Annotated in this window: 21 protein-coding genes, 2 tRNA genes and 3 rRNA genes; 14 read left to right on the top strand and 12 right to left on the bottom strand. The window is 39.0% G+C overall.

The window, feature by feature from the left end; genetic code table 11:
- Nucleotides 1-25: 25 nt before the first annotated feature.
- Nucleotides 26-307, bottom strand: a complete 282-nt coding sequence (locus JW962_01640; GenBank protein ID MBN1374017.1) for a hypothetical protein — start codon at nucleotides 305-307, stop codon at nucleotides 26-28.
- Between the two features lie 203 nt (nucleotides 308-510).
- Here JW962_01640 and JW962_01635 point away from each other — a divergent pair, with 203 nt between their 5' ends.
- Entirely contained in the window at nucleotides 511-1,293 is a 783-nt protein-coding gene (locus tag JW962_01635) for a hypothetical protein (GenBank protein MBN1374016.1), read from the top strand.
- A 2-nt stretch (nucleotides 1,294-1,295) separates the two neighbouring features.
- On the opposite strand, the gene JW962_01630 is transcribed toward JW962_01635, so the two are convergent.
- The 3 genes from JW962_01630 to JW962_01620 form a co-directional block, all read right to left on the bottom strand.
- Nucleotides 1,296-2,303, bottom strand: a complete 1,008-nt coding sequence (locus tag JW962_01630) for a hypothetical protein (GenBank protein ID MBN1374015.1) — start codon at nucleotides 2,301-2,303, stop codon at nucleotides 1,296-1,298.
- A gap of 93 nt (nucleotides 2,304-2,396) precedes the next feature.
- Nucleotides 2,397-2,777, bottom strand: a complete 381-nt coding sequence (locus JW962_01625) for a hypothetical protein (protein ID MBN1374014.1) — start codon at nucleotides 2,775-2,777, stop codon at nucleotides 2,397-2,399.
- A 14-nt stretch (nucleotides 2,778-2,791) separates the two neighbouring features.
- On the bottom strand, nucleotides 2,792-3,565 hold the full coding sequence (locus JW962_01620; protein MBN1374013.1) for a hypothetical protein: 774 nt from the start codon (nucleotides 3,563-3,565) through the stop codon (nucleotides 2,792-2,794).
- 166 nt (nucleotides 3,566-3,731) lie between these two features.
- On the opposite strand from JW962_01620, the gene JW962_01615 reads away from it, so the two are divergent.
- Nucleotides 3,732-3,998 carry an RNA-binding protein gene (locus JW962_01615; protein ID MBN1374012.1) on the top strand — a complete coding sequence of 89 codons (267 nt, stop codon included), beginning with the start codon at nucleotides 3,732-3,734 and terminating at the stop codon, nucleotides 3,996-3,998.
- A 118-nt stretch (nucleotides 3,999-4,116) separates the two neighbouring features.
- Here JW962_01615 and JW962_01610 read toward each other — a convergent pair whose 3' ends face one another.
- On the bottom strand, nucleotides 4,117-4,821 hold the full coding sequence (locus JW962_01610; protein MBN1374011.1) for a hypothetical protein: 705 nt from the start codon (nucleotides 4,819-4,821) through the stop codon (nucleotides 4,117-4,119).
- A 218-nt stretch (nucleotides 4,822-5,039) separates the two neighbouring features.
- Between JW962_01610 and JW962_01605 the strand changes: the two genes are divergently transcribed.
- The 5 genes from JW962_01605 to rrf all read left to right on the top strand — a co-directional run bounded on the left by JW962_01605 (nucleotide 5,040) and on the right by rrf (nucleotide 10,856).
- Nucleotides 5,040-5,113, top strand: a tRNA-Arg gene (locus JW962_01605).
- A 519-nt stretch (nucleotides 5,114-5,632) separates the two neighbouring features.
- Nucleotides 5,633-7,171: ribosomal RNA gene (locus JW962_01600) — 16S ribosomal RNA — on the top strand.
- A 63-nt stretch (nucleotides 7,172-7,234) separates the two neighbouring features.
- A tRNA-Ala gene (locus tag JW962_01595) sits at nucleotides 7,235-7,308 on the top strand.
- A gap of 136 nt (nucleotides 7,309-7,444) precedes the next feature.
- Nucleotides 7,445-10,551, top strand: a 23S ribosomal RNA gene (locus tag JW962_01590).
- A gap of 188 nt (nucleotides 10,552-10,739) precedes the next feature.
- Nucleotides 10,740-10,856: ribosomal RNA gene (rrf, locus tag JW962_01585) — 5S ribosomal RNA — on the top strand.
- The 16S, 23S and 5S rRNA genes sit together here with 1 tRNA gene alongside, the layout of an rRNA operon.
- 55 nt (nucleotides 10,857-10,911) lie before the next feature.
- Here rrf and JW962_01580 read toward each other — a convergent pair.
- Nucleotides 10,912-11,745, bottom strand: coding sequence for a creatininase family protein (locus JW962_01580; protein MBN1374010.1), 834 nt, complete (start codon nucleotides 11,743-11,745; stop codon nucleotides 10,912-10,914).
- 86 nt (nucleotides 11,746-11,831) lie between these two features.
- Nucleotides 11,832-12,791: a twin-arginine translocation signal domain-containing protein gene (locus JW962_01575; GenBank protein MBN1374009.1), complete on the bottom strand. Its 960-nt coding sequence runs from the start codon at nucleotides 12,789-12,791 to the stop codon at nucleotides 11,832-11,834.
- 107 nt (nucleotides 12,792-12,898) lie between these two features.
- On the opposite strand from JW962_01575, the gene JW962_01570 reads away from it, so the two are divergent.
- The 3 genes from JW962_01570 to JW962_01560 all read left to right on the top strand — a co-directional run bounded on the left by JW962_01570 (nucleotide 12,899) and on the right by JW962_01560 (nucleotide 15,840).
- Nucleotides 12,899-13,735 (top strand): hypothetical protein, encoded by an 837-nt coding sequence (locus tag JW962_01570; GenBank protein MBN1374008.1) that lies wholly within the window; start codon nucleotides 12,899-12,901, stop codon nucleotides 13,733-13,735.
- A gap of 24 nt (nucleotides 13,736-13,759) precedes the next feature.
- Nucleotides 13,760-14,797: a hypothetical protein gene (locus tag JW962_01565; GenBank protein MBN1374007.1), complete on the top strand. Its 1,038-nt coding sequence runs from the start codon at nucleotides 13,760-13,762 to the stop codon at nucleotides 14,795-14,797.
- A gap of 299 nt (nucleotides 14,798-15,096) precedes the next feature.
- Nucleotides 15,097-15,840, top strand: a complete 744-nt coding sequence (locus JW962_01560) for an RNA pseudouridine synthase (protein ID MBN1374006.1) — start codon at nucleotides 15,097-15,099, stop codon at nucleotides 15,838-15,840.
- Nucleotides 15,841-15,843: 3 nt separating this feature from the next.
- On the opposite strand, the gene JW962_01555 is transcribed toward JW962_01560, so the two are convergent.
- Entirely contained in the window at nucleotides 15,844-17,475 is a 1,632-nt protein-coding gene (locus JW962_01555) for a hypothetical protein (GenBank protein ID MBN1374005.1), read from the bottom strand.
- A gap of 83 nt (nucleotides 17,476-17,558) precedes the next feature.
- On the opposite strand from JW962_01555, the gene JW962_01550 reads away from it, so the two are divergent.
- Nucleotides 17,559-18,776 carry a DUF1704 domain-containing protein gene (locus JW962_01550; GenBank protein MBN1374004.1) on the top strand — a complete coding sequence of 406 codons (1,218 nt, stop codon included), beginning with the start codon at nucleotides 17,559-17,561 and terminating at the stop codon, nucleotides 18,774-18,776.
- Here the strand turns inward: JW962_01550 and JW962_01545 are convergent.
- The 4 genes from JW962_01545 to JW962_01530 are packed head-to-tail and all read right to left on the bottom strand — an operon-like array spanning nucleotide 18,763 to nucleotide 22,826.
- Nucleotides 18,763-19,632, bottom strand: coding sequence for a hypothetical protein (locus JW962_01545; GenBank protein ID MBN1374003.1), 870 nt, complete (start codon nucleotides 19,630-19,632; stop codon nucleotides 18,763-18,765). The genes JW962_01550 and JW962_01545 overlap by 14 nt on opposite strands.
- Nucleotides 19,629-20,624: an ATP-grasp domain-containing protein gene (locus JW962_01540; protein ID MBN1374002.1), complete on the bottom strand. Its 996-nt coding sequence runs from the start codon at nucleotides 20,622-20,624 to the stop codon at nucleotides 19,629-19,631. Before JW962_01540 ends, JW962_01545 begins: the two co-directional genes overlap by 4 nt.
- A 17-nt stretch (nucleotides 20,625-20,641) precedes the next feature.
- A complete protein-coding gene (locus tag JW962_01535) occupies nucleotides 20,642-22,123 on the bottom strand; it encodes an ATP-dependent zinc protease (GenBank protein MBN1374001.1) in 1,482 nt (493 codons plus the stop codon).
- Nucleotides 22,124-22,139: 16 nt separating this feature from the next.
- Complete coding sequence (locus JW962_01530) at nucleotides 22,140-22,826, bottom strand: hypothetical protein (protein ID MBN1374000.1); 687 nt, start codon at nucleotides 22,824-22,826, stop codon at nucleotides 22,140-22,142.
- A gap of 194 nt (nucleotides 22,827-23,020) precedes the next feature.
- Here JW962_01530 and JW962_01525 point away from each other — a divergent pair, with 194 nt between their 5' ends.
- From JW962_01525 to JW962_01515, 3 genes are all read left to right on the top strand, one after another.
- Nucleotides 23,021-23,557 carry a 50S ribosomal protein L10 gene (locus tag JW962_01525; GenBank protein ID MBN1373999.1) on the top strand — a complete coding sequence of 179 codons (537 nt, stop codon included), beginning with the start codon at nucleotides 23,021-23,023 and terminating at the stop codon, nucleotides 23,555-23,557.
- A 27-nt stretch (nucleotides 23,558-23,584) separates the two neighbouring features.
- A complete protein-coding gene (rplL, locus tag JW962_01520; protein MBN1373998.1) occupies nucleotides 23,585-23,968 on the top strand; it encodes a 50S ribosomal protein L7/L12 in 384 nt (127 codons plus the stop codon).
- Between the two features lie 73 nt (nucleotides 23,969-24,041).
- A complete protein-coding gene (locus tag JW962_01515) occupies nucleotides 24,042-24,755 on the top strand; it encodes a hypothetical protein (GenBank protein MBN1373997.1) in 714 nt (237 codons plus the stop codon).
- Nucleotides 24,756-24,815 lie beyond the last annotated feature (60 nt).

Below are 24,815 nucleotides of genomic sequence, written 5' to 3'. Positions count from 1 at the left end.
ATTGATAATAACTATCAACCCAAAACTATTCTTTTAAGCAGGTAATTTGTGTAAGATGATAGAGCTTTTTGTTTAAGTATTCATTTATTTTTCGGGTGGCATTTTCTGTTACCAATCTCCAATAAGATGCAAGGCCATCTTCGTCTACTTTCTTTATATCAAAGTCAATTTTTAATGGACCGGGAAGTAGATATCTAGGAAGTTGTGACTTAATCTCCTCTATTATCTCGTTTATTTTGCTGTTTTTAGATCCCTTCCTATATTCGGCAAGATCGAAGGTATCTATTATTAGGTCTTTAGGATGCATATTATAACTCTATGTAACTAATCACATGGGTCATTGTAGCAGATACATTTTTCAATGTGAAGCATCCACAACAACAAATTGTGTTATGTTAGTGTGTCATATCTTAAAATTTTTATTACTATCGGACTTAAAACTTAGTCTTGACAACGGTTTTTTTTGTAGTATAATTTGTTGCTTAATATAAAATGTTAACATAAAGTGTCATGGCTGATATAAAACAGATAAGAAGTTTCCTGCTAAACGAATTTGGACTTTCCGATACAGAAACAGTTATTTACCTTGGTCTCTTGCAAAAAGGTATTAGCACTGTTTTAGAGATTTCCAGGTACACTGGTGTAAACCGTGCGACAGTACATTTAAACATCGAGAACCTTAGGCAGAAGGGGCTTGTAACTCAAACCAAACAGGGTAGAGGAAAGCGAAGACAGATAATTGCAGAACCCCCTGAGCGATTGGGTGATATTTTAGCGCAAAGAAGGTTAGAACTTGAAACTACTAAAAAGAATTATGACACCATGCTTTCCGATCTTAAAGCCTTAATTCCAAGGGTTGATGAGAATACAAGTGCGGAGATCAAGTATTATGAGGGAAATCAAGAGGTTAGTTATATTTACGACGAGGCATTGAAGGCTAATGAATTTAGAGCGTACGTAAACGCAAGTGAGCTGGCTAAATACTTTCCTGCAAATGTTCCAGACTTCCTTGAAAGGCATAAGGCTAGAACGGAAATGCAAATTTGGGAAATTATGGAAATGACTCCGGAGTCAATAGAATATGCAAAGAAAATGCCGAAAGAACGATATTTCTATAAATTTATTCCAAAAGGTACAAGTCTTTCGGTAATTGATTATATGATTTTTGACAGTAAGGTCGCAATTGTTAACCTTGATCGAAATACTAGTGGACTAATAATTCAGAATCATAATTTATATGAAAACGCAAAAGAGGTCTTCAAATTAATGTGGGGTATGTTACCTGAACCGTAGAGTTATTTTCTCTGGGAATAATTTGTTGCCCAATACATTTGTTGTAACTTTATGGGCTTGAATTTCCTTTTAAAGCTGTGAATACCTTCATCTTCTGACCCGCCAGTATTTAAGAATTGTGTTTTGCAGGTTTCAAACAAATGAAAGTAAATAAAATCAGCGAGATAAGGAACATTTTTTCTGAGCGTTATTAGTACGTAAAGAAATGAATTTTTATTATTAAATTTCTCCAGTATGTAGTATCCTTCGGGTTTTCCGTTTAGATAGACTATTCTCTTCTCTATTCTCTTGTTATGCGGACTTGAGAAAATTGGGTTGTAATAGTCAAATTTGGAAGAGAGATTTATCTTTTTAAGAGGGTAATGATTCTGAAAGAAAGTTGTCGTTAGTTTCCAAGCGGTCTTTTCAAAGTTTCTGTCAGATATTTCTATTTGGTACTCGTCTTTAATTTGCACTGACTTTTTGAAACTTTTTTTAATATTTCTTCTTCTGGATGCGTTGTTTAGTTCTTTTAATGTTTCTGGAATTTCATATATCATCTCAGGGAATGTGTCATCTTCTGAATGGGCGGAAGTATGCCATGGGTGTTTTTTTGTCCCTTTAAAACCGTATGATACCAATTCGGTAAACTGATATTTAGAGATTTTCTTTATAAATGTAAAAATTCCATATTTTTTGAGTACTTCATCAGAAAAATCTTTAATTATTGGTAAGATTCCTGGACCCATAGGTCGTATCCAATAAAAAACTAATTCAGATTCATTTCCTATTTTGGGATATATAATTACAACTGAAAGGTTTTTACCGTCGTAGAATTTGTACCCGAGATTGTTTGGTCCTATACCATAAACTCCTTGAGTAACATAAATCCACGAGTTTCCGTAAGAAGTTTGGGTCTTTTTAAAGAACTTCTCAAATAGAGGTATATCACTTTTAGAAATTGGGCTTATCTCCGAATGCTTGCCAGCAATTTTCTGTAAGATCTTGTTTGCTTTAGAAAGATCTACCATCTTGTTACATTACCTTTAAATGATTTGATCGTGTGGACACTGATTATATTTCTTTTTGGAAAATTTGTACACTATTGGCTAATAATGTACTACCTATAATAGCTTCCATAGGGTCTGATGAAATAAAATAAAACTTTGAGCTATGGTCTCCGATCGAATAACAATTGCCTTTGGATTGATCTTGTTCAAACAAACTACGGCAAGTGAGTAAACTGAATTTGCCAGAAGTATTTCCTTGTATAGGGATTTTACATTATTTTTTCCATTAAAAACCTCTGCTTTAAACGTTTCTGAGACATGTACAAATTTTTCGATTATTGCGTTTACAGTACTTCTATTAATCCTTGTGATTCTTGCAATCTTGAGTATAGAGGTGTCAGGATTAGAGTTAAGGTGTAAGAAAACGTTACATTCATTATCTGTGAAATTAAACAAGTTTTTTAGCCGTCTTGATAAATTGGCTGATTCATTCATTATGAGGATAGATTCTAAAAATTATCGTCTGTAGGTAACATATCCCATAGGAGGCTAAAAATAGTTTCTGCCATGCTAAGAATTATTGAATTACGAGTAAGCATCCCGACGAGTGTTTCTTTAGAGTTTCCTGTAACTATAAATAGGTTGTCATCATAAATCAATAGATCGGTTGCAAATGGCTGGTATCTAATAAGTTTGTACGAATAGTTGTGGGATTTAATTTTCTTAATATGCTGCCTATTTAACTCAGAATCTTCAAGAATATCCATTACCTTAACCTGAGGATTTCTTTGTATGCCTTTGAAAAAAATATCAGCATTGTCGGGGAAGTATTCTATAATTTTTGAACAGCCAATAGCCTTTACAGATCTAGCTGAAAAAATCCTGAGATATTCCTTTTGAAGCGACTTGTAGTTAGTGATAATCTGGATTTTGGGATCGGGTAAGTTTTTGTCGCCCTTTTGAATTTGACGGATTTGTTTTTCAAGATTACCGATGAAATTGTTGATCTTCTTAAGCTCTGACTGTTTTTTCTTAATGATAGGTTGGATATTTGAAGGGGGTAGTGGCTTAACGTTTGTGCTGTTACCTTTATTAAGATGACCGACTTCAATAAGCTTATTTTTCTCGAGTTCCGAAAGATACTTATAAAGGGTTGTACGGTTAATACTGGTTCTTAAAGAAAGACTGTGGACATTGGTGCTTCCGTTTTTAATAAGGTCAAGGTAAACGCTTATTGCACCGTTGTTTATTCCGATAGATTCAGATAAAGAGTCTAAATTCATACCTCTTGTTACTAATTCAAAATTTGATTATTTTACCACTTTTTGTCAGATATCTGGTATAATACTCTGGCTACGTTAAAAACGACACCAGTTCGTGTCCTGTGTATGTTGGAGTGCATTCTTCACTTATCCGTAGTTCGTGTTCTAAATTTATTTTCAAAGTACTGTGAAGAACAGACTGTTTATTGGTAGTCTCGCATGGGGCACCACAGAAGACTCTTTGAAAGCTTTCTTTGAGGAAGTTGGAGAAGTTGTCGACGTAAAGATCATCACTGACAAGTTCAGTGGTAGGTCTAAGGGATTCGGATTTGTCACAATGGCAACCGATGAACTTGCCGAAAAGGCAGTTGCCGAACTCGACGGTAAGGAGCTTGACGGACGCGCCATCAAGGTTGCGTTAGCCAAGCCTCGTGAAGATCGTGAGGAAAGGTAAGTAATAAAAGGGGTCGGGGTTAAAACTTTTTTGTTTTGGCTCCGCCCCTTTTTTGTTTGGGTTTTGTAATCTCGGGTGATTATTCCGAATATATAGGTGATTGAAAATCTTCTCAATTTTAATGAGGTAAGGGTAAAGCGGCAGCTGCTGCCATTTCTTTTGGTTTTGTTGGCGGGCGTACGGATTCGTATACCTTCATTCCAACTCTTAGTGCATTATGAAGATTACCTTCGTCAATAATTTGTTTAAATGTTTTAGCTTGTGGACCTCTATCTTGACCAAATCTTCTCCCAATGTTGTACGAAATGGCTCCCATAGCAATTGCTCCTACAGTTGCGATTATATTACAGTCTGCCGGTAATGGTGCAAGTAGTAAAAATGTACCTGTTGCGACCAGTCCTCCAATTACAAGTGGCATGATATTACGAGTTCTTACTGGGACATCTAATGATACCTGTCTAGCAATCTCTGATGCGATAATTATTTGATCAGCGTATGTGTCGGGTACTCTCACTCCTTCTGTTAGATTGGACATTGCACCCCAGACCCTTATAATTTCTTGCTGAGTGGGTAGATTAGAGATTACTTCTTTAGTATCTAGAGGTTGTCCGAATACCTCCGGCCATGTTTCTTTGTTTAGCCAAATGGGAAAAGTTTCATCTTGGGGGTTCTTAAAAAATATCCAATTTGGATCATTTTTGTCTGGTTCTAAAGTGATTAATGGCATAGAAGGTGCAAAACTGTACGTCTCAACATGTTGACGGGTAGATCCCCATACGCTCTGTGCGTCGATTGCTTTTTCAGTAGGTGTACGATCTTCCATATTTAATGTAAAAATATGTAACATAACCCATGTAAATTATATATATATATGCAATTTGTGTCAATTTTGATAAGCTTCCATCCGGATTACTTGTGACCAATTGACACCTAACTATTTTATCTTTAACGCTTCTGATATAATTACACGTTCTTTTAATAAGCACCCGTAGCTTCTGCCATAGGCAGACAGGCCGCTCCGGGTTCTAGTTGTATCTTTGTGCACCCGTAGCTCAATTGGATAGAGCATTCGCTTGCGGAGCGAGAGGTTACAGGTTCGATTCCTGTCGGGTGCGCATGTAAAGATTCAATGCCGACAGGAATCATTACATTAAATATTCTGTTCTTTGCTGCAGGTGTTCGCAAAGTGTCCACGTATCTCGTGGACTTAGCCTGCGTAAGGTATATCGCAGGCTTCCGTGTCGGGTGCGTACTAAAGCTAGGTTATCGAACCTAGTTTTAGTGTTGTGATTTCCCTTTTCGTGCTCCCTGTATTCGCACTTAGCTTTAGCCCGAGTAAGGTTAATCTCGAGCTCCTGTCGGGTACTAATAACCCTTGCACCACACCTTACACTATGCTAAAATACCTTCACCTGATTATGTCAGGTATTTGACGTTCGGGATGTTCTCAAAAAACTTTTAGAAAAAGGCTTGCAAAAGCCTAAAGAGCAGTGTAATATAACGTCGCTCTTTGAAAATTAGATAGTGGCGGGATTTTTTGTATGTTTTTAAAAATATACATGGTCTCGTTGAATTCTTTTGAATTCATTCTCCCTATTATGTAAAGTTTTCTTTACAGCTAGGGGTCAATCCTTGTTATTGAGAGTTTGATCCTGGCTCAGGGTGAACGCTGGCGGCGTGCCTTAGGTATGCAAGTCGAACGGTCTCCGATTTATCGGAGATAGTGGCAGACGGGTGAGTAATGCGTAGGAATCCACTTCCGAGATGCGTATAATCTGTCGAAAGACAGACTAATCCGCAATGGTCTCCAGGGACATAATGTTACTTGGAGTAAAGTCCCGACTTTGTCGGGATGCTTGGAAAGGAGCCTGCGTCCTATCAGCTTGTTGGTGAGGTAATGGCTCACCAAGGCTATGACGGGTAGCTGGTCTTAGAGGATGGACAGCCACACTAGCACTGAAACACGGGCTAGACTCCTACGGGAGGCAGCAATTAGGAATCTTGTACAATGGGGGAAACCCTGATACAGCGACGCCGCGTGGAGGAAGAAGGCCTTCGGGTTGTAAACTCCTTTTAAATAGGAATAAGTCCCCGACTTGTCGGGGATTGAAGGTACTATTTGAATAAGCACCTGCCAACTGCGTGCCAGAAGCATCGGTTATACGTAGGGTGCAAGCGTTACCCAATATTACTGGGCGTAAAGAGAAGCGTAGGCGTTTTTGTAAGTCGTCTGTGAAACCATAAGGCTCAACCTTACTGTTGCAGACGATACTACATTAATAGAGGAAGAGAGAGGAGAGTGGAATTTCCGGTGTAGCGGTGAAATGCGTTGATATCGGAAGGAACACCAGTGGCGAAGGCGACTCTCTGGCTCTTTCCTGACGCTCAGGCTCGAAAGCGTGGGTAGCAAAACGGATTAGATACCCGTGTAGTCCACGCCCTAAACATTGTCTGCTGGATGTCAGTTTTGAACTTTACTAGCTTTTAGCTTTTAAAACTTCAAAATTGGTGTCGAAGCTAACGCGTTAAGCAGACCGCCTGAGAAGTACGGCCGCAAGGCTAAAACTCAAAGGAATTGACGGGCTCCCGCACAAGCGGTGGAGCGCATGGCTTAATTCGATGATGAACGAAGAACCTTACCAAGGCTTGAAATCCCACCTATGTCTTGGATTAATCTCCAATTCTTAGTGGTGGTGACAGGTCCTGCATGGCTGTCGTCAGCTCGTGCCGTGAGGTGTACGGTTAAGTCCGGTAACGAGCGCAACCCATATCTCATGTTACATGTGTCTTGAGAAACTGCCCCGGTAAAACGGGGAGGAAGGGGTGGATGATGTCTGGTCAGCATTAGCCTTATGTCTTGGGCTGCACGTGCGCTACAATGGTTAGTACAATGGGTAGCTAGCTCGCAAGAGTAAGCAAATCCCTTAAAGCTAGCCTTAGTTCGGATTGAGGGCTGCAACCCGCCCTCATGAAGCTGGAATCGCTAGTAATCGTGGGTCAGCATACCACGGTGAATACGTTCTCGGGAGTTGTACACACCGCCCGGCATGCTCCGAAAGTTGAGGAGGCCTGAAGACTTTATATTAATGATAAGGTTAAGGGCATACTTAGTAATTGGAGTGAAGCCGTAACAAGGTAGCCGTAGGGGAATCTGCGGCTGGATTACCTCCTTTCTAGGAGGTTTTTAATCCCGCCACTATCTAATAGTCATAGAGAGTTCATTAAAACAAGGCAATGGGGCTGTAGTTCAGTTTGGTAGAACGCTCCCCTTGCACGGGAGAGGTCAGGGGTTCGACTCCCCTCGGCTCCATTTTTGTTTTGAGTTATTAGAAGCTATTTTTTTGAAGATTTCAGTAAGTCTTCGAAACAGGTGGCTTTTAAAGCTTACCGATCTTTAAAAATTGAATAAGTGTGTGGTCTTTATTGTAGGAAGAGTAGAAAAACAAGCTACGAGTATACAGTGGATGCCTTGGTGTAAGAAGCCGATGAAAGACGTGGTAGTCTGCGTTAAGCTCTGAGAAGCTGACAACAAGCGTTATACTCAGAGATATCTGAATGGGGTAACCCACTCCGATTTTATCGGAGAATCCTTAACTGAATTCATAGGTTTAAGGAAGGGAACGTGGTGAAGTGAATCATCTCAGTAACCACAGGAAAAGAAAACGAATTTTAACTTTACTTTGCACTTGTGCTTAGTATTGTTGTGATTCCCTGAGTAGTGGCGAGCGAAAAGGGAAAAGCCTAAACCAGTATTGTGTAAGGATGATACAAAGTGTGATTCGCGTTGCGATGATCGCGGAGTTGAACCCGTACATTGTAGTGCGTGCAGTACTGGGGTTGTAGGGTATAGGTAGATAAAGCTACAAATTTATCTAGAGAGTCAGAAAGTCTTTTTTTATAAGAAAGTGTTGGAATACACTGCCATAGAGGGTGAAAGCCCCGTATTTTACGGAAAAGGACCTCTCTTACTATATCCCTAAGTACCGCGGAACACGTGCAACTCTGCGGGAAGCAATCCCGGCCGAGGGATAAGGCTAAATACTTCTTGCAACCGATAGTGAACAAGTACCGTGAGGGAAAGGTGAAAAGAACCCCGGGAAGGGGAGTGAAATAGAACTGAAACTGTGTACTTACAAACAGTCGGAGTCCCGATTTATCGGGATGACGGCGTGCCTATTGAAGAATGATCCGGCGAGTTTATGTAAGATGCAAGGTTAACTCTTTTAAAAGGGGAAGCCGCAGCGAAAGCGAGTCCTAATAGGGCGTCTAGTATCTTATGTAAGACCCGAAACCGAGTGATCTACCCATGGTCAAGGTGAACCTTGCGTAAAAGCAAGGGAAGGCCCGAACTCATCAATGATGCAAAATTGTGAGATGAACTGTGGATAGCGGTAACATGCCAATCGAACTCGGTAATAGCTGGTTCTCCCCGAAACAGTTTTACGACTGGCCTCGTGTAATTAGGCGATGGGGGTAGAGCACTGATTGGGTCGTGGGGGGAGCAATCCTTACCACATTCAGTCAAACTCCGAATACCATCGTTTTTATCACGGGAGTTAGTCCTAGGGGGCAAGCTCCTATGGGCGAGAGGGAAACATCCCAGATTGATGGATAAGGTCCTTAAATGTATGCTAAGTGTCAGAGGAAGTGAATTTTCTTAGACATCCAGAAGGTTGGCTTAGAGGCAGCCATCCTTTAAAGAGTGCGTAATAGCTCACTGGCGAAGGAAATTTGCGCCAATAATTAACGGGACTAAGCATACTACCGATGCCACAACTTTCGTCTTTATGATGAAGGAGTAGGGGAGCGTTCTATTTGCAGTGAAGGTGGACCTGTGAGGGTCGCTGGAGTGGATAGAAGTGAGAATGCCGGAATGAGTAGCGAAATTCAAGGTTAAAATCCTTGACACCGTACGAGTCCTAGGTTTCCATGGCAATGTTGGTCATCCATGGGTTAGTCGGTCCTAAGCTGAAGCCTTTTTAAATGGCATAGGCGATGGGCAACAGGTCAATATTCCTGTACTACACACAACAAGTGATGGGGTGACGAAAAAGGAAAAGTTTAGCCTATTGCAGGTGTAAGAAGTGAGTTAGAGTACTTTTGGCAAATCCGGAGTATTCGATTCCCGACTTGTCGGGATGAAAACAAGCTTTGATGCAAACTCCGAGAGATCGGAGGATTAGATAGATTCTTTTTCCCAGAAAAACCTCTAAGCGTTCTTTGATTTATCAAAGGGTAACGTTGTGTGCAGCCGTACCGCAAACCGACTCTGGTGGACTAGTTGAGTATACTTAAGGTGTTCGAGTCATTCCTTGTTAAGGAACTAGGCAAATTTGCCTCGTAACTTCGGAAGAAGGGGTGCCTACTATGGTTGATTTATTCTGCTTAAGTAGGCCTCAGTGAAGAGATCAGAACGACTGGTTACCAAAACCACAAGTGCCTGCTAACTCGAAAGAGGATGTATAGGTACTGACACCTGCCCGACGCCAGTAAGTTAAGGAAGGGGGTGATTTCCGATTTATCGGGATGAGCCTTTGACTGAAGCTCTGGTGAGTGGCGGCTGTAATCCTAACGGTCCTAAGGTAGCGTAGTCCCTCGCCACTTAATTAGTGGCCTGTTTGAATGGTGTAACGATTCTGATACTGTCTCAACAAGGAGCTCGGCGAAATTGAAATAACCGTGAATATGCGGTTTACCCGCACCCGGACAAAAAGACCCCAGAAGCTTTACTGCAGCTTTGCATTGATGCAAGATTTCTAATGCGTAGGATAGGTGGGAGACTTTGAGTTTCAATCTCCGGATTGGAATGAGTCGACGGTGAAATACCACTCTTTGGTTGTTTTGTATCTAACGATTCCCTGAAAATACAGGGATTGGACAGTGCATGGTGGGCAGTTTAACTGGGATGGTTGCTTGCTAAAAAGTAACACAAGCGTACAAAGGTCTTCTCATCGCGGATGGAAATCGCGAGAAGAGTGCATTGGCATAAGAAGGCTTTACTGTAAGACTGACAGGTCGAGCAGTTGCGAAAGCAGGTCAAAGTGATCCACTGGTTGCTCTTGGTAGCGCCAGTGCTTAACGGATAACAGCTACTCTGGGGATAACAGGCTAGTCGGGCCCGACAGCTCATATAGACGGCCCGGATCGGCACCTCGATGTCGACTCGTCGCATCCTGGGGGTGGAGAAACCCCCAAGGGTTGGACTGTTCGCCCATTAAAGCGGCGCGTTAGTTGGGTTCAGACCGACGTAAGTCAGGTCGGTCTTTTTCCGGTGTGGGCGTTGGATGAATGAAGGGATTTGCTCCTAGTACGCAAGGATCGGAGTGAGGTGACCTCTAGTGTGCCAGTTGTAGACAAAGTTCTTTGCCTGCAATGCTGGGTAGCTACGTCGCTATTTGGATAAGTACTGAAAGCATATAAGTACGAAGCCACCCCTAAGATTATTCATCCTGCCCCGATTTATCGGGGGAGAGGTCTCCAGTAGACGACTGGATTGATAGGCCCTAGGTGTAAGATTCGCAAGAATTGTTCTAGGTCTAGTCCTTAGTACCAAAACGTGAAGTTCAAAGCTTGCTTTGGATCGATCGCTAGGTTCTTTGACTAGCCTATAGCCGAGGGGTACTAATAGACCGAATGTTTTTCTATTTCTTCCTGCAATAAAGGCCACACGTGTATAGTACAGGTTTTTAACCTGTTAATTACGTCATCAAACGAAAATTGGCATTTATTGCTTAGTTTTCGCCTGGTGACTGTAGCGGAGCGGTCCTACCTCTTATCATCCCGAACAGAGTCGTAAAACGCTCCAGCGCCGAAGATACTTTAGCCACGGGCTAATGGGAAAATAGGTCGTTGCCAGGACTTTTGAATATTAAACCCTCCGAAACACCGAAAGGTGCGTAGGAGGGTTTTTGCTTTATATAGGAACAGTTGGGGTTAAAAATCTCTTGGAGATTTCATCTCCTATATACTTTTCTATTCTCTGTGTAAGAATTTTTCCGTCCTTGGGATTCGCCATATATGGAAATCCAGTATAGAGAGGTTTGGGTTTAGAAACACAAAACTTTCCTAGAACCTTATATATTTTGTAGTCATATGGTATCCCTCTAATTTTATCCAGATAATACCGTATTGGCAGCAAGAGTTTTAAGATTAGGTTATTTAATGGGTTAATACGGGAAATTTGTTTGTTGTTATTAACACTTGTAACCTTCTGGGGATATTTATACATGCCTATTGACGTTTCCATATATCCTGCATGTAGATCCTCTCTTAGATCGACTCCATTAAATTTTGACTCCATTAATCCCATTTTTACTATAACTTCAAGGGTGGAAAATATGGTTATTCCGAGTTTCTGAGCAACTTTCTTTGCTTTCTTAATTGCAATTATATGATCTGGTCCACCATGTACGTTAAATAGTATAATTCGATTAAACCCTAATGTATTTAATTGATTTATTACACTCTTGAGAATCTTAAATAATGTATATTTTCCTATTCCAAAGCCCTTTTCGGTCCAGAGTGTTTGTGCACCTATTGGTATTGTAGGGTACACAAGTGGGATCAGACTATGTCTTTCAAGAAAATTTATGGCGAAATCTCGTAAACTTTCTGCCCAAAGTATATCGTTTCCTATGGGTAAGTGAGTGCCGTGAACTTCTATTGGTCCTACGGTTACAAGGACTACAGTTTTTGTTTTGTCTAATTTATCGATCTCGTCGTATGACAGGTCCTTGATCTTGAGCATGGATGTTTTGTATGTGTAATTATAATCTCTTAGATAATATTAACTTCAATCGTGAGATATTTCAACCTGGGAACGAGGGTTTTTGCTTATTTAACCAGTTCAATGGTTACGGTTATACTGCAGTTGTTTGGATCGTTTCCACTTGGTTCTCCGTCACGGCTTACTGATATTTTTACACCATTTGTATTTTGCGGTAGATCTTGCTTTATTCTAAAAATAAAGTCTGGTGAAGCACTCCTTTCGCCCGTTTGATAAACTGTATAGCCATACCCATCATTTATTCCTGAATAAGTTTCATGTTTGTGCCCGTGACCGATACCTTCTAGTATCTCTATAAAAGGAAAGTGATCAATTGCAGCACCTAGTGCACTTGTAAATGCACAAGCTCCGGAAGCGTTTAGGTTATTTGTTCCTGCCGATTGGTATCCTGCCGATTGGTCGTTAAAGTCGATAATTCCATCACGAATAAGTGCGATTTCAGTTCCTGGATGAATTGGTTGGCTTAAATTTTCAATAAATTGATTTGCTGCTGCCACTGCGTTTTCGAACCTGCCAATATAGTAGTCTTCTTGTCTGAAAGTAAGTGTAAATGTAGTTTTGCGGGGATCAAACTCTGTTTCCGGCTGATCTTTTCTTTCATCGGATTTAGGTTCCTGTAATGTCGGTTCTTTGGGGTTTTCTGGATTTTCAATTGCTGGGGTAGGGCTAACTGACTTCGGATTAGATTCTTCTTGTACTGCTAACGATATTTCCGGCTTTGTTATTCCAAGTTTCTCAAGTAAATATGCCCTTAATTCATTGATTTTTCCAATGACAGGTTGAAGAAGCTTGACACCTTCAACTGTTCTCTCTTGAATATCTTCTCTACTTATCTGGACTGGTGGATCTCCTTCTCCTGGTGTGGTTTCAATTTCTGACTTAGGGGAATCAGTGCCTGGATCTGTTACAGCGCCGGGTTGTTTAGGTTTAGTGCATGCAGCAATAGCCACTCCTGCAGCTGCCATAGTTGACAAACGTAGGAATTCTCTTCGTGATATTTTATTCATAGATTACATAGTAGCAAAATTAGCCCAAATTTTCGAGTTTTAAGTTGTTGCAGAAACCGTCCGCTAGGGTGTATAATATGGTATTTAAGTTTTTATATTTCATTTTAATGAACGAAATTTCAAGACGAGACTTTTTAATAAGTGGTGCCTTAGCCGCGGCAGGTGTTGTTGTAGCTGCGTGTACAAGGACTCCGGAAGCTACCCAACAACCACCTACACGTGATGCTACAGCTACAACCGGTCCTACAGCCACACTTTATCCACCTCAGGCCACAGAAACTTTTGCAGCTGTACCTACGACTCCAGCCACATCTGATGTCAAGGCCGGAGCTACGGCTACATCCGATGTAGTTACAGCCACACCTAAGGTTGAATCCACCAAAGAGGCAGCTACAGTTGCACCTATTGCCACAGCCCAAAATATAGAGGAGAAGGCTACTGTCGCAACAGAAACAGACAACGGGCTTGCAAAATACGACCTTATGAAAGCTTTACCTCAAGCTAATGGGGTTTTTACTCCTATTGAGTATGTTCCCAGAAGAGACAGTGATGGTAACGTAATGAAGAATGCCAATGGTTCAGAAATTGTTGATTATCGTGTAGCTTGTCTGGAGATTGGTACTAACAGGGAATATGACATGCTTGCTAATTACGGTAATCCAACGAGTGTTTGGATTGAGATTACGAAGGAAGAATGGGAGGCTGCCTCGGCCAGTGAGCCAATTTATGCCAAAATAAAAGTTGAAGATACAAACGTATCAACATCAGAAGAAGGTTCTACGGCTGATAAGTATTTTAGACATGTAGGTAAGGTTGAGGTTAAAGAGAGTAAGTACGTTATAAAAATTCACCGAATGGATATGACTTTAATAAAAGACGTTGTTGTCGAATTTGATAATGGAACGGCTGTTAGGGTAAGTACTAGTTGGAATGCTGAAAGATAGTTTTTAGAAAGTAGCAATTAACTTATGAATTGTACCAAGGCTGCGGGGGGCAAGAATACTAAAATTAAGCGTCTCGTGGCCTTGCCTTTAGTTCGTGAATATGTAATCCGTTCTATTCGTGAGTACTTCTTCGGGCAGGGCTTTACCGAAATTACCGTGCCTGTATTATCCCGCGAAGTTACTTTAGAACCCACTATTTATACATTTCAGACTACATGGGATAACGGTGAAGGTAAGAAAGAAGATTTATACATGCTTACGTCTCCTGAAACTGCCATTAAAAAGGCATTTGTGCGCGCAAATACCCCTAATTGTTTTTCAATAGGGCATAGTTTTAGAAATAAAGAGCCTGCAAGCAAGCGACATAATCCCGAATTTTTAATGCTCGAATGGTATAGAGAAAACGCTGATTACACCGTTGTTATGAAGGATTGTGAGCAGCTTGTAAAATATGTACAAAATAGGGTAGCCGAGCTAAATAACGGTAGTGATCTAAGTGGCATTAGGTTCAAGTTCAACTGGCCAATTATCACAATGGATGAGGCTTTTAAGAAATATGCAAAAATTTCCTGGCTAGAACTTGCTGATGATAAAAAAATGCAAAAATATTGCAAAACACAGGGGTACAATACAAAGGGTGCCAATTGGGAACAGTTATTTAATCAAGTATTTTTAAATAAAGTCGAGGAACGGCTACTTACCGAGCATAAACAGTTTATTTTAAGTGATTTTCCTGCAATATTATCGCCATTATGCAAACCCAAGAAAGCTGATCCCAGAATAGCAGAACGGTTTGAATTCTTTATAAATGGACTAGAACTTGGTAATGGTGCAACAGAAAACTTTAATGCAGATTTGGTAGAAGAGAATTTTAAGCGTGAGGCAGAGTATAGAAAGGCTAACAATCTCCCCAGTCACCCGTGGGATAAGGATTTTGTTGAATCATTAAGGAAATTCGGCAATAAAAAAGTTGCCGGAGTTGGGCTGGGAGTGGATAGATTAGCTATGTTACTAGCGGGCAAAGTGAACATATCGGACGTTTTGTGGTTTCCGTTAGGCTAATATTATAGCTATTTTGTTCTCCGGGCTTATAATTTCCCGATCAAAATTTCCTATTGTTGAATCGTAGGCAGTAGATGTTAACAGAGTTACGTTTTGATAATTACTGTGGCAAAATCCTTTGTATGTATTAAGATTTATTAAAGCCTGCCTCGGCTAGTTGTTACGTAATGATACGAAAATTTTTTGTGGACTTCTAAATAAAAAGTAAAATTGACCTAAAGGAGCATATGGTTTACCTGACTTTGAATATTATAGGTAAGTAGTGTTAAACTTTTCTTAATAAAGAGATATAATTAATTATGAAAATATGGGAAACACCAAAATATATTGTTGTTGATAAACCTTATGGGCTTCCTACAACATATAAAAACGAACAGGATACAGGTGATTGTCTTGTAAAGCGGATTATTAAGCTTTATCCGAAGTTGTTATCAGTTAAGGGTTATAAGGAGAGGGAAGGGGGACTTTTGTATCGACTTGATAATGAAACAACGGGAGTTGTTCTCTTTGCTAAGAGTAACGAAAATTTTAACGAATTTATTGCATTATCCCAAGAAGGAGAAATTTTTAAACGATATATAGCCCATACCGAGTTTGGAATAAATCAATGCAAAGGTAAAAACTTTGACAAAATGGATAGCATCTTTTTCAAACCCAGAGAAGTTTTAGGTGAGTATTATCCTTTAGCTTTTAATGTTAGTGCAAAAGACGTAGAACTGAGCGATACCGAATATAAAAAAGTTGACATACCTATTGGTCATAGTAAGAAAAGCATGAAGCGAATGATTCCGGTAATTGATTCTATATCAAAGTCTAGATTGCGAAATATAAATAAAGTGGTTTCATATATTAGAGATATAAATTTAAACACGTTTGATGTATTAATACAGAAAGGTTGTAGGCATCAAATAAGAGTGCATCTTGCTACCATAGGTTATCCAATAATTGGAGATAACCTATATAACAAGGAAAATAAAAATGTTATAAAACCCAAAATGATGTTACGATGCACAAGCGTCTTTTCAACTGGAAATACACACTAAATATCAAGAATTTACGTACTTTTTTAGGTCAAGGAGTTCGTGAACCTTTTCAAAACACAATCCGCTCTTAATCCACGTTTTGTCCCTACCTTGATTAATTACAAAAAGGTCTATAGTGTTATTGGGCGCCAAAAGCACAAATGCGTCACGTAGATCCAATGAGTCAAGAGCTTGATACGAACCGTTCCGATCGGTAATCCATGAGCCCGATTTGTCTATAACGACAATCTTCTCGAAACGTCCACGTCTAATAATGCGGTCAGTTTGCTTCAAGATTTCTTTTAGCTTTAATGAACCTTTAAGTACGACAACATTGCTTTGATCTGGCTTGTTTTCGACAAAAGAAGTAACGAATTTTTCACCAAAGTTGTTATACTGTTTACCTTTTGAGGGGAAGACATTAAGATAAATTTCCGGCTTGGTGTTCACCTCGATTAGACCTCCTGATTGATTGTCAAGTGGCTTACTTATATCTTCACACATTATATCTACTCCGGCAACATGGCTTCGCATAAATGCAGATATTGTTTCGCAGTAATGTCGTATTTGAGGATGTACATTGTTGGTAACGTCTTTTGTGAAGCCACCTTGGCTAACACTTGCGGCTTTTCGAACCCATACAGTCTTTCCTTTTGGTGGGATATTATCTAGCGAATAGCCCTGTTCGGTTATTACGTCCAGTAGGATATTGTCAATAAATATAGGCTTAAGTACGTTGAAAATATTCCTTTTGTCCCGAAGTGGGTTGAGATTTTCCGTTTTGATTAATTGGTTTATTGTGTGCACTCCGTCACCTTTTACGTAAGCGGGGATTCGTTCTGTAGCAATTTCGAGCTTTCCACCTAAGCAAAGAATTCTATAGTCCTTTCCAATAAGGCGTTCTTGAATAAGAACAAGTCTATCGTTTATCGGATATTTCTTAGAAGCGTAAATCTTTTTGATCTCCTTAAACTTGGAAATAGCATCAGGTTGGTCTTTTATTCCAACGTAAACCCCAATTCCGCGAGTCATATTGTAAGGTTTTAATACAATATCTTTGCCATTGAATTTTTTGTAAGCCTTTTTAAGTTCAGCCAATGTATTAACCAGAAACCATTTGGGTACTGGGATTCCGAGTTTCTCAGCGGCTTCGTTTGTAAGATTTTTAGATTTTTGAGTTTTAAATCCGAATGCACTATCTTTTGGGGTAGTGGCTGCCTGGAAGTGAGTGCTTCCTTTCCCGTATCCGATATTGTAAATTCGTTTATTTGAATATCTTATTGGAAAAAATGGAATACCTTTCTTTATTAGTGCATCAAATACAATTTTATATGTTGTGTTACCAATTTCATGTCTGATTTGCTCTTTTATTTCTTCCCAGATTTGCTCATTTTCCATGGGATTAGTGACAAATAGCTTTTGAAGGTTTGTCATTGCGGAATTAAAAAACCAGGGAAAGTATGTAAACGCAATAATGTTATTAGAATTAATTGAAATTCTGGTAATTATATTTGAATAAGTTTTCTGAAGATGTTTTAAAACAGTTAGAATATTATTTTTAAGCTTCTTATTATCATCAAGATAGAAGACAACACAGCTTTGTTCACCGTATGCATTTACACCATGATAAATTTCAGAATGTATAGGTGTTTTCATAAGATAATTATATCAAAATTCCACGTATTTGTAAATTTGTGTGAAAATTTGTATTATGTACGAGTAATTTAATGAGTAAACTAATGACTGAAAAACTTGTTATTTCATACAAAGAGTATTTAAAGAATGTAGGTAAGATCTTTTTACCCGTAAGTGTTGCACTCACTCCCCGGAATTTAAATGAGGAGAAAAGAAAATTTTTTGCTAGTGAAAAATATAACCCGGTTTTTTCTTATCCGGGGGTTAATGTCTCGGAAAGCCATGCTACCCTGAAGCGTTTATCAGCCGTGTCACATATGGAAGGATTACCAATGGAGCTTTGGGCCTGCCTTAGAAAGACTATAAAGTCTAAACTCTCAACAGCAGAAATAATAATGTCCATTTCAAAGGACAGCGAATTTAATAGGTTGTCTTGCAAAAAGTTTAAGGTCCCGTCACTCAAGTATACAGAACGTGCAAAGCGGGTTCTAAGAGGAGTAACCAAGAAGTTTAATATAACCGATGCCGATTTAAACAGTAGAACCTTTGAATATTCAAGCAAGGAAGTCATGAATCTGATTAGGCAATTCTTGGGTCTTTTAGGAATTAATGTTTCCAATGAACCTGCATTTGATTCGGGAGAGTATAATAAACTCCTTATGAAGGGAACTGTTCCGAATACCTGGTGTGTTATGGAATCAAAGTTTCAAGGTGCATCTGTCAAAGTAGGTTCAAAATTTAGGACAATTTACGTTGCAAAAGATGCAAAGTTTAGTGCCTTTAGGGTAAAGAAAATATTAATTCACGAGATAGGATCACATGTATTAAGGTCTGCAAATGGATTTGAAACGGGCTTTGAGTTTTTGGGCAAACCAACTGTTTCTTCATATTTGTACACGGAGGAGGGGTTGACTGCCGTAAACGAGGAACTCTACGGACTCTTAACAAGGAGGGTGTTAAATAGATTTGCACTCATGAGCTACAATATTTATCTTGCGCATGAGCGGGGTTACTCTTTTAGACAGTTGTACAACATAAATAATACATTTTTCCCGAGTAAAGAAGCTTTTTCTTTGGCATATAGAGCTAAGCGTGGTCTAACCGATACATCTAAACCCGGTGGGTATACAAAAGATGCTGTTTATCTCAAGGGGTTCTTTCTAACAAGATATAGAATTGATAACGATCCTTTGATATATAACAAGTTATATGCCGGAAAAATCCCATTTAAATGGGTCTCACTTTTAGATTCGAGTATAATCAATATGCCGAAATACCTTATGGATAAAGATGCAGTAAGTCGGTTTATTAACGAGATTTAAGCATTTGGTCAATTATAAGTTTGGCCATGTCATTTTGTGTTCCGACTTTGGTTTCGTAGGCCTTAAATGACGCATCGAGGTTGGTTTCCAAAATGTGAGGTTTCCCTTTGTAGTACATTACGTCAAAAGCACCATAATCAACTGCAAGTAATTTGCCAACCTTATTTCCAAGCGTTTTGAGCTCAATAGGAGGGTTGTCATAATTTTTGTACTCACGTTCGCCGGCGGTTGTTTTAAATTCATCAAGCGATTTTCTGTGCCATGCGCCAATAACCCTTTGTCCGACAATCATAAGTCTGACATCTTCGTTCACGGGTGCAAATCGTTGAAGAATGCACTCCCGCTTGTATTTTAAATTATATAAAAAGGTCTTAAGTTCTTTTTCATTGTGTATTAACCAAACTTCATTACCGGCATGGCCTTCAATCTTTTTTAGAACAACAGGGTATGTATAGGGTAATTTGGGGATTTTATTATATTGACCACTTGAAAGGTACAATGTGTCTAGGTAGGGAATTCCATTTTCTGATAGTAGGTACATTTGGTAGAGTTTTGTATAATGGGGCATTGCTAAAAGCACATCTTTATTCAACATTCTTATACCATGTTTGTTGCAATATTTTGCAAGAATATATCGTATATTTAGTTCGATTTTGTTAGAGTGTTTTCTTGGTAATATGTGGGTGTAATGTTTTATATTTTTGTCTCCAACAAGAATTGAGAGTTTTCCGGAGTTAACAGAAATAGTTATATCTTTGTATGTGTAGAAATCTACGGAGATTTTTCTTTTGGACAGCTCTGCCATAAGTTGTCGAACCGAATAGAACTTACGTTTTGCAAGAATAAGAAATTTCATATTTTTTCTAAGGTGTATTTAAGTATGGTCTCTGCAACATTTACGGGTTCACCCTTATCCGGGTAGTAATGAATTCTAAGACCCGGTGCGCGATTTATTTCGTTTATAGCGAACTTGGAATTGGGATTACTGATGTCAGGGGTAATTAGGTCGAGTCCACCAAGCTCAAGTCCAATTGCCTTGCAAGCTTTAACTGCAGTTGCAAGATACTCGGGATGAACACTTGAAAGACATTCTTCGGTTGTTCCACCAAGCGAAAGATTACAATTATATCTTAAGTATACAACTTCGCCTGTCTGTGGAGTTGTATCTTCGTTTCTGTTTTCGCTGTTTAATCGTCTTAATGCTTCGGAATCAAGTACAATTTTTGCAAGACCAACTTTTTCTCTTTCTTTGTTTTGGATATTTATAAGTTCTGCTACACTATTTAGACCATTCCCGATTACATGTGCTGGATGACGCTTTGCTGCGGCTATTACTTTGTCTCCCAGAACCAGAAGCCTGTAGTTGTCCCCTTTAATAAATTCCTCAACGATGACACTTCCAACATTTTTGTATTTGTTTGAATATTCCCAGGCCGAGTTTAATTCCGATTCTGTTGGAAGAATCGTTACTCCTTTTCCTCCAATTCCAGTGTCAGGTTTTACTACAACGCTAGAATCAAAGCTTCTAAAAATGGATACGAGATCTTCAAGGGTTTCTGCCTTAGCAGAACGTGGAACCGGTAGTCCGTAGTATGAAAGTACTAAGTTTGACTGTTTTTTTCGACCGGCGATATCTGCAGCTGTATAGTTTGTAATTGGTAGAATTGCCTTTTTAATAAGAAATCTTTTTTCATCTTTTGAGAATTCCACTATATTTCCTTTACTTATTAGTTTGTATGAAATTCCAAGCTTTTGGGCTGCTTGTACGTAGAACCATAAAGTATTTATACCAATGTCAGAAACGTTAATTGATGGATCAAATCCGAATCTTGATACAATGTCTTGCATCTATTGATTTAAATAAATTATGTTCCTGATATTGTTCTACTTGGGTCAATCAGCACATTTTTAAGGTCTTTTCGACCTAGAACTACTGGATAGGTTAGACTATTTCCATCTCTTAATCTGAATTCAATCTGTTGATCAAAGTCTTCCAGTGTTACTCTAAGGCTTACAATTGGTTTAACTGTTAGTTTTTTTGTGATTTCATAGTCATGAATAAATTCGTTATCTGTGTACTTTTTCATTAATTTGTCGGCCTTTTCCTTTAGTTCGGCTTCGGAGTTTCCGGTAATCTGGTCGAAGTCAGAAGTTACTGAATCAAGCCCAATTTTTTTAAGTAAGTTTGTATCAAGTTGTGAGACAAATTCACCTGTGTCTATACGAGCTTTTACTGTTGTTTTGGACTGAACAAGTATTTCCTTTCGCTTCTTCTTTGTTTTTATAATTTTATCGGCACCAAAAATCGTTACGTCTTCAATCGGGGCAACAATTTGTTTTCCACTGATCGATTCAAGTGCCTCTTCTACCTCACCTCCAAAGAGTGCTTTAGCTGTTGAGATACCTTGTTCTATGGATGTAGTTTTAAGTCCCTCTATACGTCTTAGTCTATCGGCAAGTCCGGCCTTGTTTGCTATTTGAATAGCAAGTCCTGGGCGTGCATTAAGTTCAAGTACCATTGGACCTTTAAATTTATCGAGTGCAATGTCGGTTCCTATGTATCCAAGTCCTGAGGCAACTTGAGTTTTTACTGCGATTGTGAGTATTTTGTTCCAAAAGGGAATTTGAATACCTCGAAGTGGAAGGTAAGGTTCATCAACCATTCGATCAATCTCATCCTGGGTGTAGTCAAGTAAGGAAAACTTTTTGTTTACTATTGCATGTGTAGTAATTCCTGTAGCAATATCGATTCCAACGGCAATTGCACCTGCATGTACGTTTCCTTTCCCATCTGATGCTTTCGTAGGGAGTCTAACCATTGACATAACCGGTACTTTATTAAATATAATCACACGTATATCGGGAATACCTTTATAAGAAAACTGTTTCAACGTTGGATGATTAATAATTCGTTCTTCCAGGATTGCAACATCCTTTTTACTACCCATGGAATATCTACCGTCAATAATGTCTTCGATGTGTTGCTTTATTTGGGTGACAGTCATTATTGAACCGTTGGATCTGATCCACTCGGTTCGGCCTTTTTTCTTTCCGAAGAACACAATTATTCCACTTCCGCCGGTACCTTCGTTTGGCTTAATCACGAAACTTTTGGGAAGTGTATCCCAATTAATCATTGAAAGCTGATTCTTGGCATATATGACCTTATAGGTCTTGGCAACGGGCAGACCTTCTTTTGAGAGAATTCGTTTACACAGAAGTTTACTGTCTGCAATTCGTTTGGCTCGCTTAGGATTGTTTGGACGAATATATAATTGATTTCGCCTGTTGAGTCCAAGTACAGGGTTTATTTTTTGTCCGGTAATGACTTTTAGGATTTGGCTCATGGTCTAGTATAAAAGATTATTCTTCTTCGCGCTCTTCTTCTTCCTCTTCTTCGGAGAATACATCGCCAAATCTTAAAAACTCGGTTAATCTAAAACCTGTGTATTGACCAAGAATAAGGTTATAAACAAAAACAAGAATGAGGATTTCCGGATGAGTTGTAAGCAAAGTGCTTAAGAATCCCCACTTTAATAAGACATATCCTAATACACCAATTAATACACTCTCAAGGGTAAGAATAAGGGTAGTTTTAAAACCTTTTTTAATTTGATAAGCAACAAATCGATCGGTTATTGTAGCAATCATTAGTATTGGCAGTGGAATTAATCTTGGAAGCCTTCCGGGGTAAAATCTTGAAAGAAGTCCGGTGATAAGAATAAGTCCAAGTACAACGCCGGTATAAATCAAGGAGATCTTTGTTAAGTAATGCATTCGCAGTTTTGAGATAAGGTTATGGAAAATTGTTGCGGAAATAATAATTATTCCGGTTAATAGTATTCCATATTTTAATCCGGTTGACGAAGAGTGATCTGACTCCAGATAGTAATAAGCAAAACTAAGAACAATTGGCGCATATACTCCAAATGTCTTGATTCCGAGTACATAACGTATAGTTGCAACAAGGGTTATAAGTAAAGGAACATATGTAAGAAGCAGAATAAGCTCGAAAGGTAAGCTAACCCCGTAAATTGTGACGGTATCCATATTCTGTAGTTTTTAGCTTAATAAGTGCATCGTATCACTTTTGTCCCGGTTTGTGAAGCATTTTTGGCTTGACATTGCTACATTAATGCTGTATAAATACGTATTCTTCGAAGAAAAGAGGTTGTTTATACAAAACGTAAAGCCTCTCGAGAAGGATTAATTTTCAAAAAGGTTAAGTTTAGGACAACTATTTTATGATTACTAAGACAAAAAAGCAGAATATGCTTAAGAGTTATATTGAGGAACTAAAAAAGGTTAAAGCAGTATACTTGTTTTCTGCAAAGGGCGTTGCCGCTAACGACATTACCGAAATCAAGAAAGAACTAAAGCAAAATAATGCTTCATTTAAAATGGTTAAGAATAATATTTTTAAGCTAGCAGTTGACGAAGTATTTGGTGAAGGAAAATTTGTTGATCTTATTGGGCAAGTAGGGGCTGTTTTTGCCTTCGAAGATGCCGTAATACCAACTAAACTAGTCGATGAGTTTAAAACTAGACATAAAGAATATGCAGAAGTAATTGTTCCTCAAAAGGGAATTCTGGATAACGAAATAATAGAAGCAACAGACATTGATAGACTTGCAAAACTTCCAACAAGGGATCAGCTCTTGGGACAGGTACTAAGTGTAATGGTCGGACCCGTGCGTGGATTCATTACTGTTTCCAGCGGTGTGGCCAAGAGCTTTGTACAGGTAGTAAAAGCATATGGTGAGAAAAAACAAGCAAATTAAAAATAAATTAATTTATTTATATTTACAATGGCAAAACTAAATGAAAACCAAAAGAAGGTGCTCGAACTCGTCGAGGGAATGAGCGTTTTGGAGCTTGCTGATCTTGTCTCCGAGATGGAAGAGAAGTTTGGCGTGAGTGCTGCTGCTCCTGTGGCAGTTGCTGCTGCTCCTGTGGCCGCCGAACCCGAAGAGGAGAAAACAACCTTCAATGTTGTTCTTGCTGATGTTGGTGCCAACAAGATAAATGTAATAAAGGCAGTTCGAGAGATCGCTGAACTTGGACTGGTAGAAGCTAAGAATCTTGTTGAAAAAGGTCCCGGTGCAGTTATTAAAGAAGAGGTCACCAAGGATGAAGCAGCCGCAATAAAGGCAAAGGTTGAGGAAGCCGGTGGTAAGGTTGATCTTAAGTAGTTAAAAAGTTTATTGTTGTGGTCACGACAGTTGTAGTGGCCACAACCTCTTTTATTCACTTTCTTAATATTTAATGAAATCACAAAACTCTACCAAGCTTTTCATAGCGATGGTAGTTATATCTGTTCTGGGCATTGGAACTTTTATCGTTTTTCGTGATCAGAGGGTTAATTACCCCCATTTTTTAAAGCGTTTGGGGAATAATATAGACCAACCTTCAATAGATCCAACTGAATCAGCAGAAAAAGAAGATACTCCCGTTAACTTCACATATTCCATAAGCTTGCCATTAGCTGAAACAGATTTCTATGAGGGTAAGTACGATAATGCGGTTGCCGGACTTAATGCATTTATGTCTAAATATTCGAACGTTTATCCGGACAATCAGATTTCACTCATCCGCGACAAACTATTCTTTTTCGTTCCGGAAAACGGATATGTAGAAACAAGTAAAGGTTTTGCTTTTGGTGTTTGTTGGTTTGTTACTACGCTTGGTGGATTGATTGACAACGCAAATACCGATTGGAATAATCAATTCGGTCAGGATTTATTTATTGTTAGTGAGGCTCACGGGCATGGTATTACTTATCCGACATATTTTCCCAATAATGGCTATGGTTATTCTGTTTACCAAAGCGGAGATTATATTATTGATTATGTTTTTTATATCAATCCCGAATTTAACAATATTGATCATATAGAGTTTAATTTCTGGGGTGAAACTAATTCTCAGGAAGGTTATAACGGACTAAGCATTGAAGGGGAGTTAACCGTTATTCTTAAATAATTGCAGCGATTTTTTATCTGTGTTACCATTGTAAAGTGCAATATAAATTTATCTTTTTAC

The sequence above is a fragment of the Candidatus Dojkabacteria bacterium genome (assembly GCA_016927995.1).
In the GTDB taxonomy this organism is placed as follows: Bacteria; Patescibacteriota; Dojkabacteria; order JAFGLO01; family JAFGLO01; genus JAFGLO01.
Note: the sequence above shows the minus strand (reverse complement) of the source record. Positions and strands in the feature narration are given on the sequence as shown.

Bases quoted from the DNA above. Each gene is read 5' to 3' on its own strand.
- JW962_01640 (MBN1374017.1), bottom strand. From the start codon at position 307: ATGCATCCTAAAGACCTAATAATAGATACCTTCGATCTTGCCGAATAT.
- JW962_01635 (MBN1374016.1), top strand. From the start codon at position 511: ATGGCTGATATAAAACAGATAAGAAGTTTCCTGCTAAACGAATTTGGA.
- JW962_01630 (MBN1374015.1), bottom strand. From the start codon at position 2,303: ATGGTAGATCTTTCTAAAGCAAACAAGATCTTACAGAAAATTGCTGGC.
- JW962_01625 (MBN1374014.1), bottom strand. From the start codon at position 2,777: ATGAATGAATCAGCCAATTTATCAAGACGGCTAAAAAACTTGTTTAAT.
- JW962_01620 (MBN1374013.1), bottom strand. From the start codon at position 3,565: ATGAATTTAGACTCTTTATCTGAATCTATCGGAATAAACAACGGTGCA.
- JW962_01610 (MBN1374011.1), bottom strand. From the start codon at position 4,821: ATGGAAGATCGTACACCTACTGAAAAAGCAATCGACGCACAGAGCGTA.
- JW962_01580 (MBN1374010.1), bottom strand. From the start codon at position 11,745: ATGCTCAAGATCAAGGACCTGTCATACGACGAGATCGATAAATTAGAC.
- JW962_01575 (MBN1374009.1), bottom strand. From the start codon at position 12,791: ATGAATAAAATATCACGAAGAGAATTCCTACGTTTGTCAACTATGGCA.
- JW962_01570 (MBN1374008.1), top strand. From the start codon at position 12,899: ATGAACGAAATTTCAAGACGAGACTTTTTAATAAGTGGTGCCTTAGCC.
- JW962_01565 (MBN1374007.1), top strand. From the start codon at position 13,760: ATGAATTGTACCAAGGCTGCGGGGGGCAAGAATACTAAAATTAAGCGT.
- JW962_01560 (MBN1374006.1), top strand. From the start codon at position 15,097: ATGAAAATATGGGAAACACCAAAATATATTGTTGTTGATAAACCTTAT.
- JW962_01555 (MBN1374005.1), bottom strand. From the start codon at position 17,475: ATGAAAACACCTATACATTCTGAAATTTATCATGGTGTAAATGCATAC.
- JW962_01550 (MBN1374004.1), top strand. From the start codon at position 17,559: ATGACTGAAAAACTTGTTATTTCATACAAAGAGTATTTAAAGAATGTA.
- JW962_01545 (MBN1374003.1), bottom strand. From the start codon at position 19,632: ATGAAATTTCTTATTCTTGCAAAACGTAAGTTCTATTCGGTTCGACAA.
- JW962_01540 (MBN1374002.1), bottom strand. From the start codon at position 20,624: ATGCAAGACATTGTATCAAGATTCGGATTTGATCCATCAATTAACGTT.
- JW962_01535 (MBN1374001.1), bottom strand. From the start codon at position 22,123: ATGAGCCAAATCCTAAAAGTCATTACCGGACAAAAAATAAACCCTGTA.
- JW962_01530 (MBN1374000.1), bottom strand. From the start codon at position 22,826: ATGGATACCGTCACAATTTACGGGGTTAGCTTACCTTTCGAGCTTATT.
- JW962_01525 (MBN1373999.1), top strand. From the start codon at position 23,021: ATGATTACTAAGACAAAAAAGCAGAATATGCTTAAGAGTTATATTGAG.
- rplL (MBN1373998.1), top strand. From the start codon at position 23,585: ATGGCAAAACTAAATGAAAACCAAAAGAAGGTGCTCGAACTCGTCGAG.
- JW962_01515 (MBN1373997.1), top strand. From the start codon at position 24,042: ATGAAATCACAAAACTCTACCAAGCTTTTCATAGCGATGGTAGTTATA.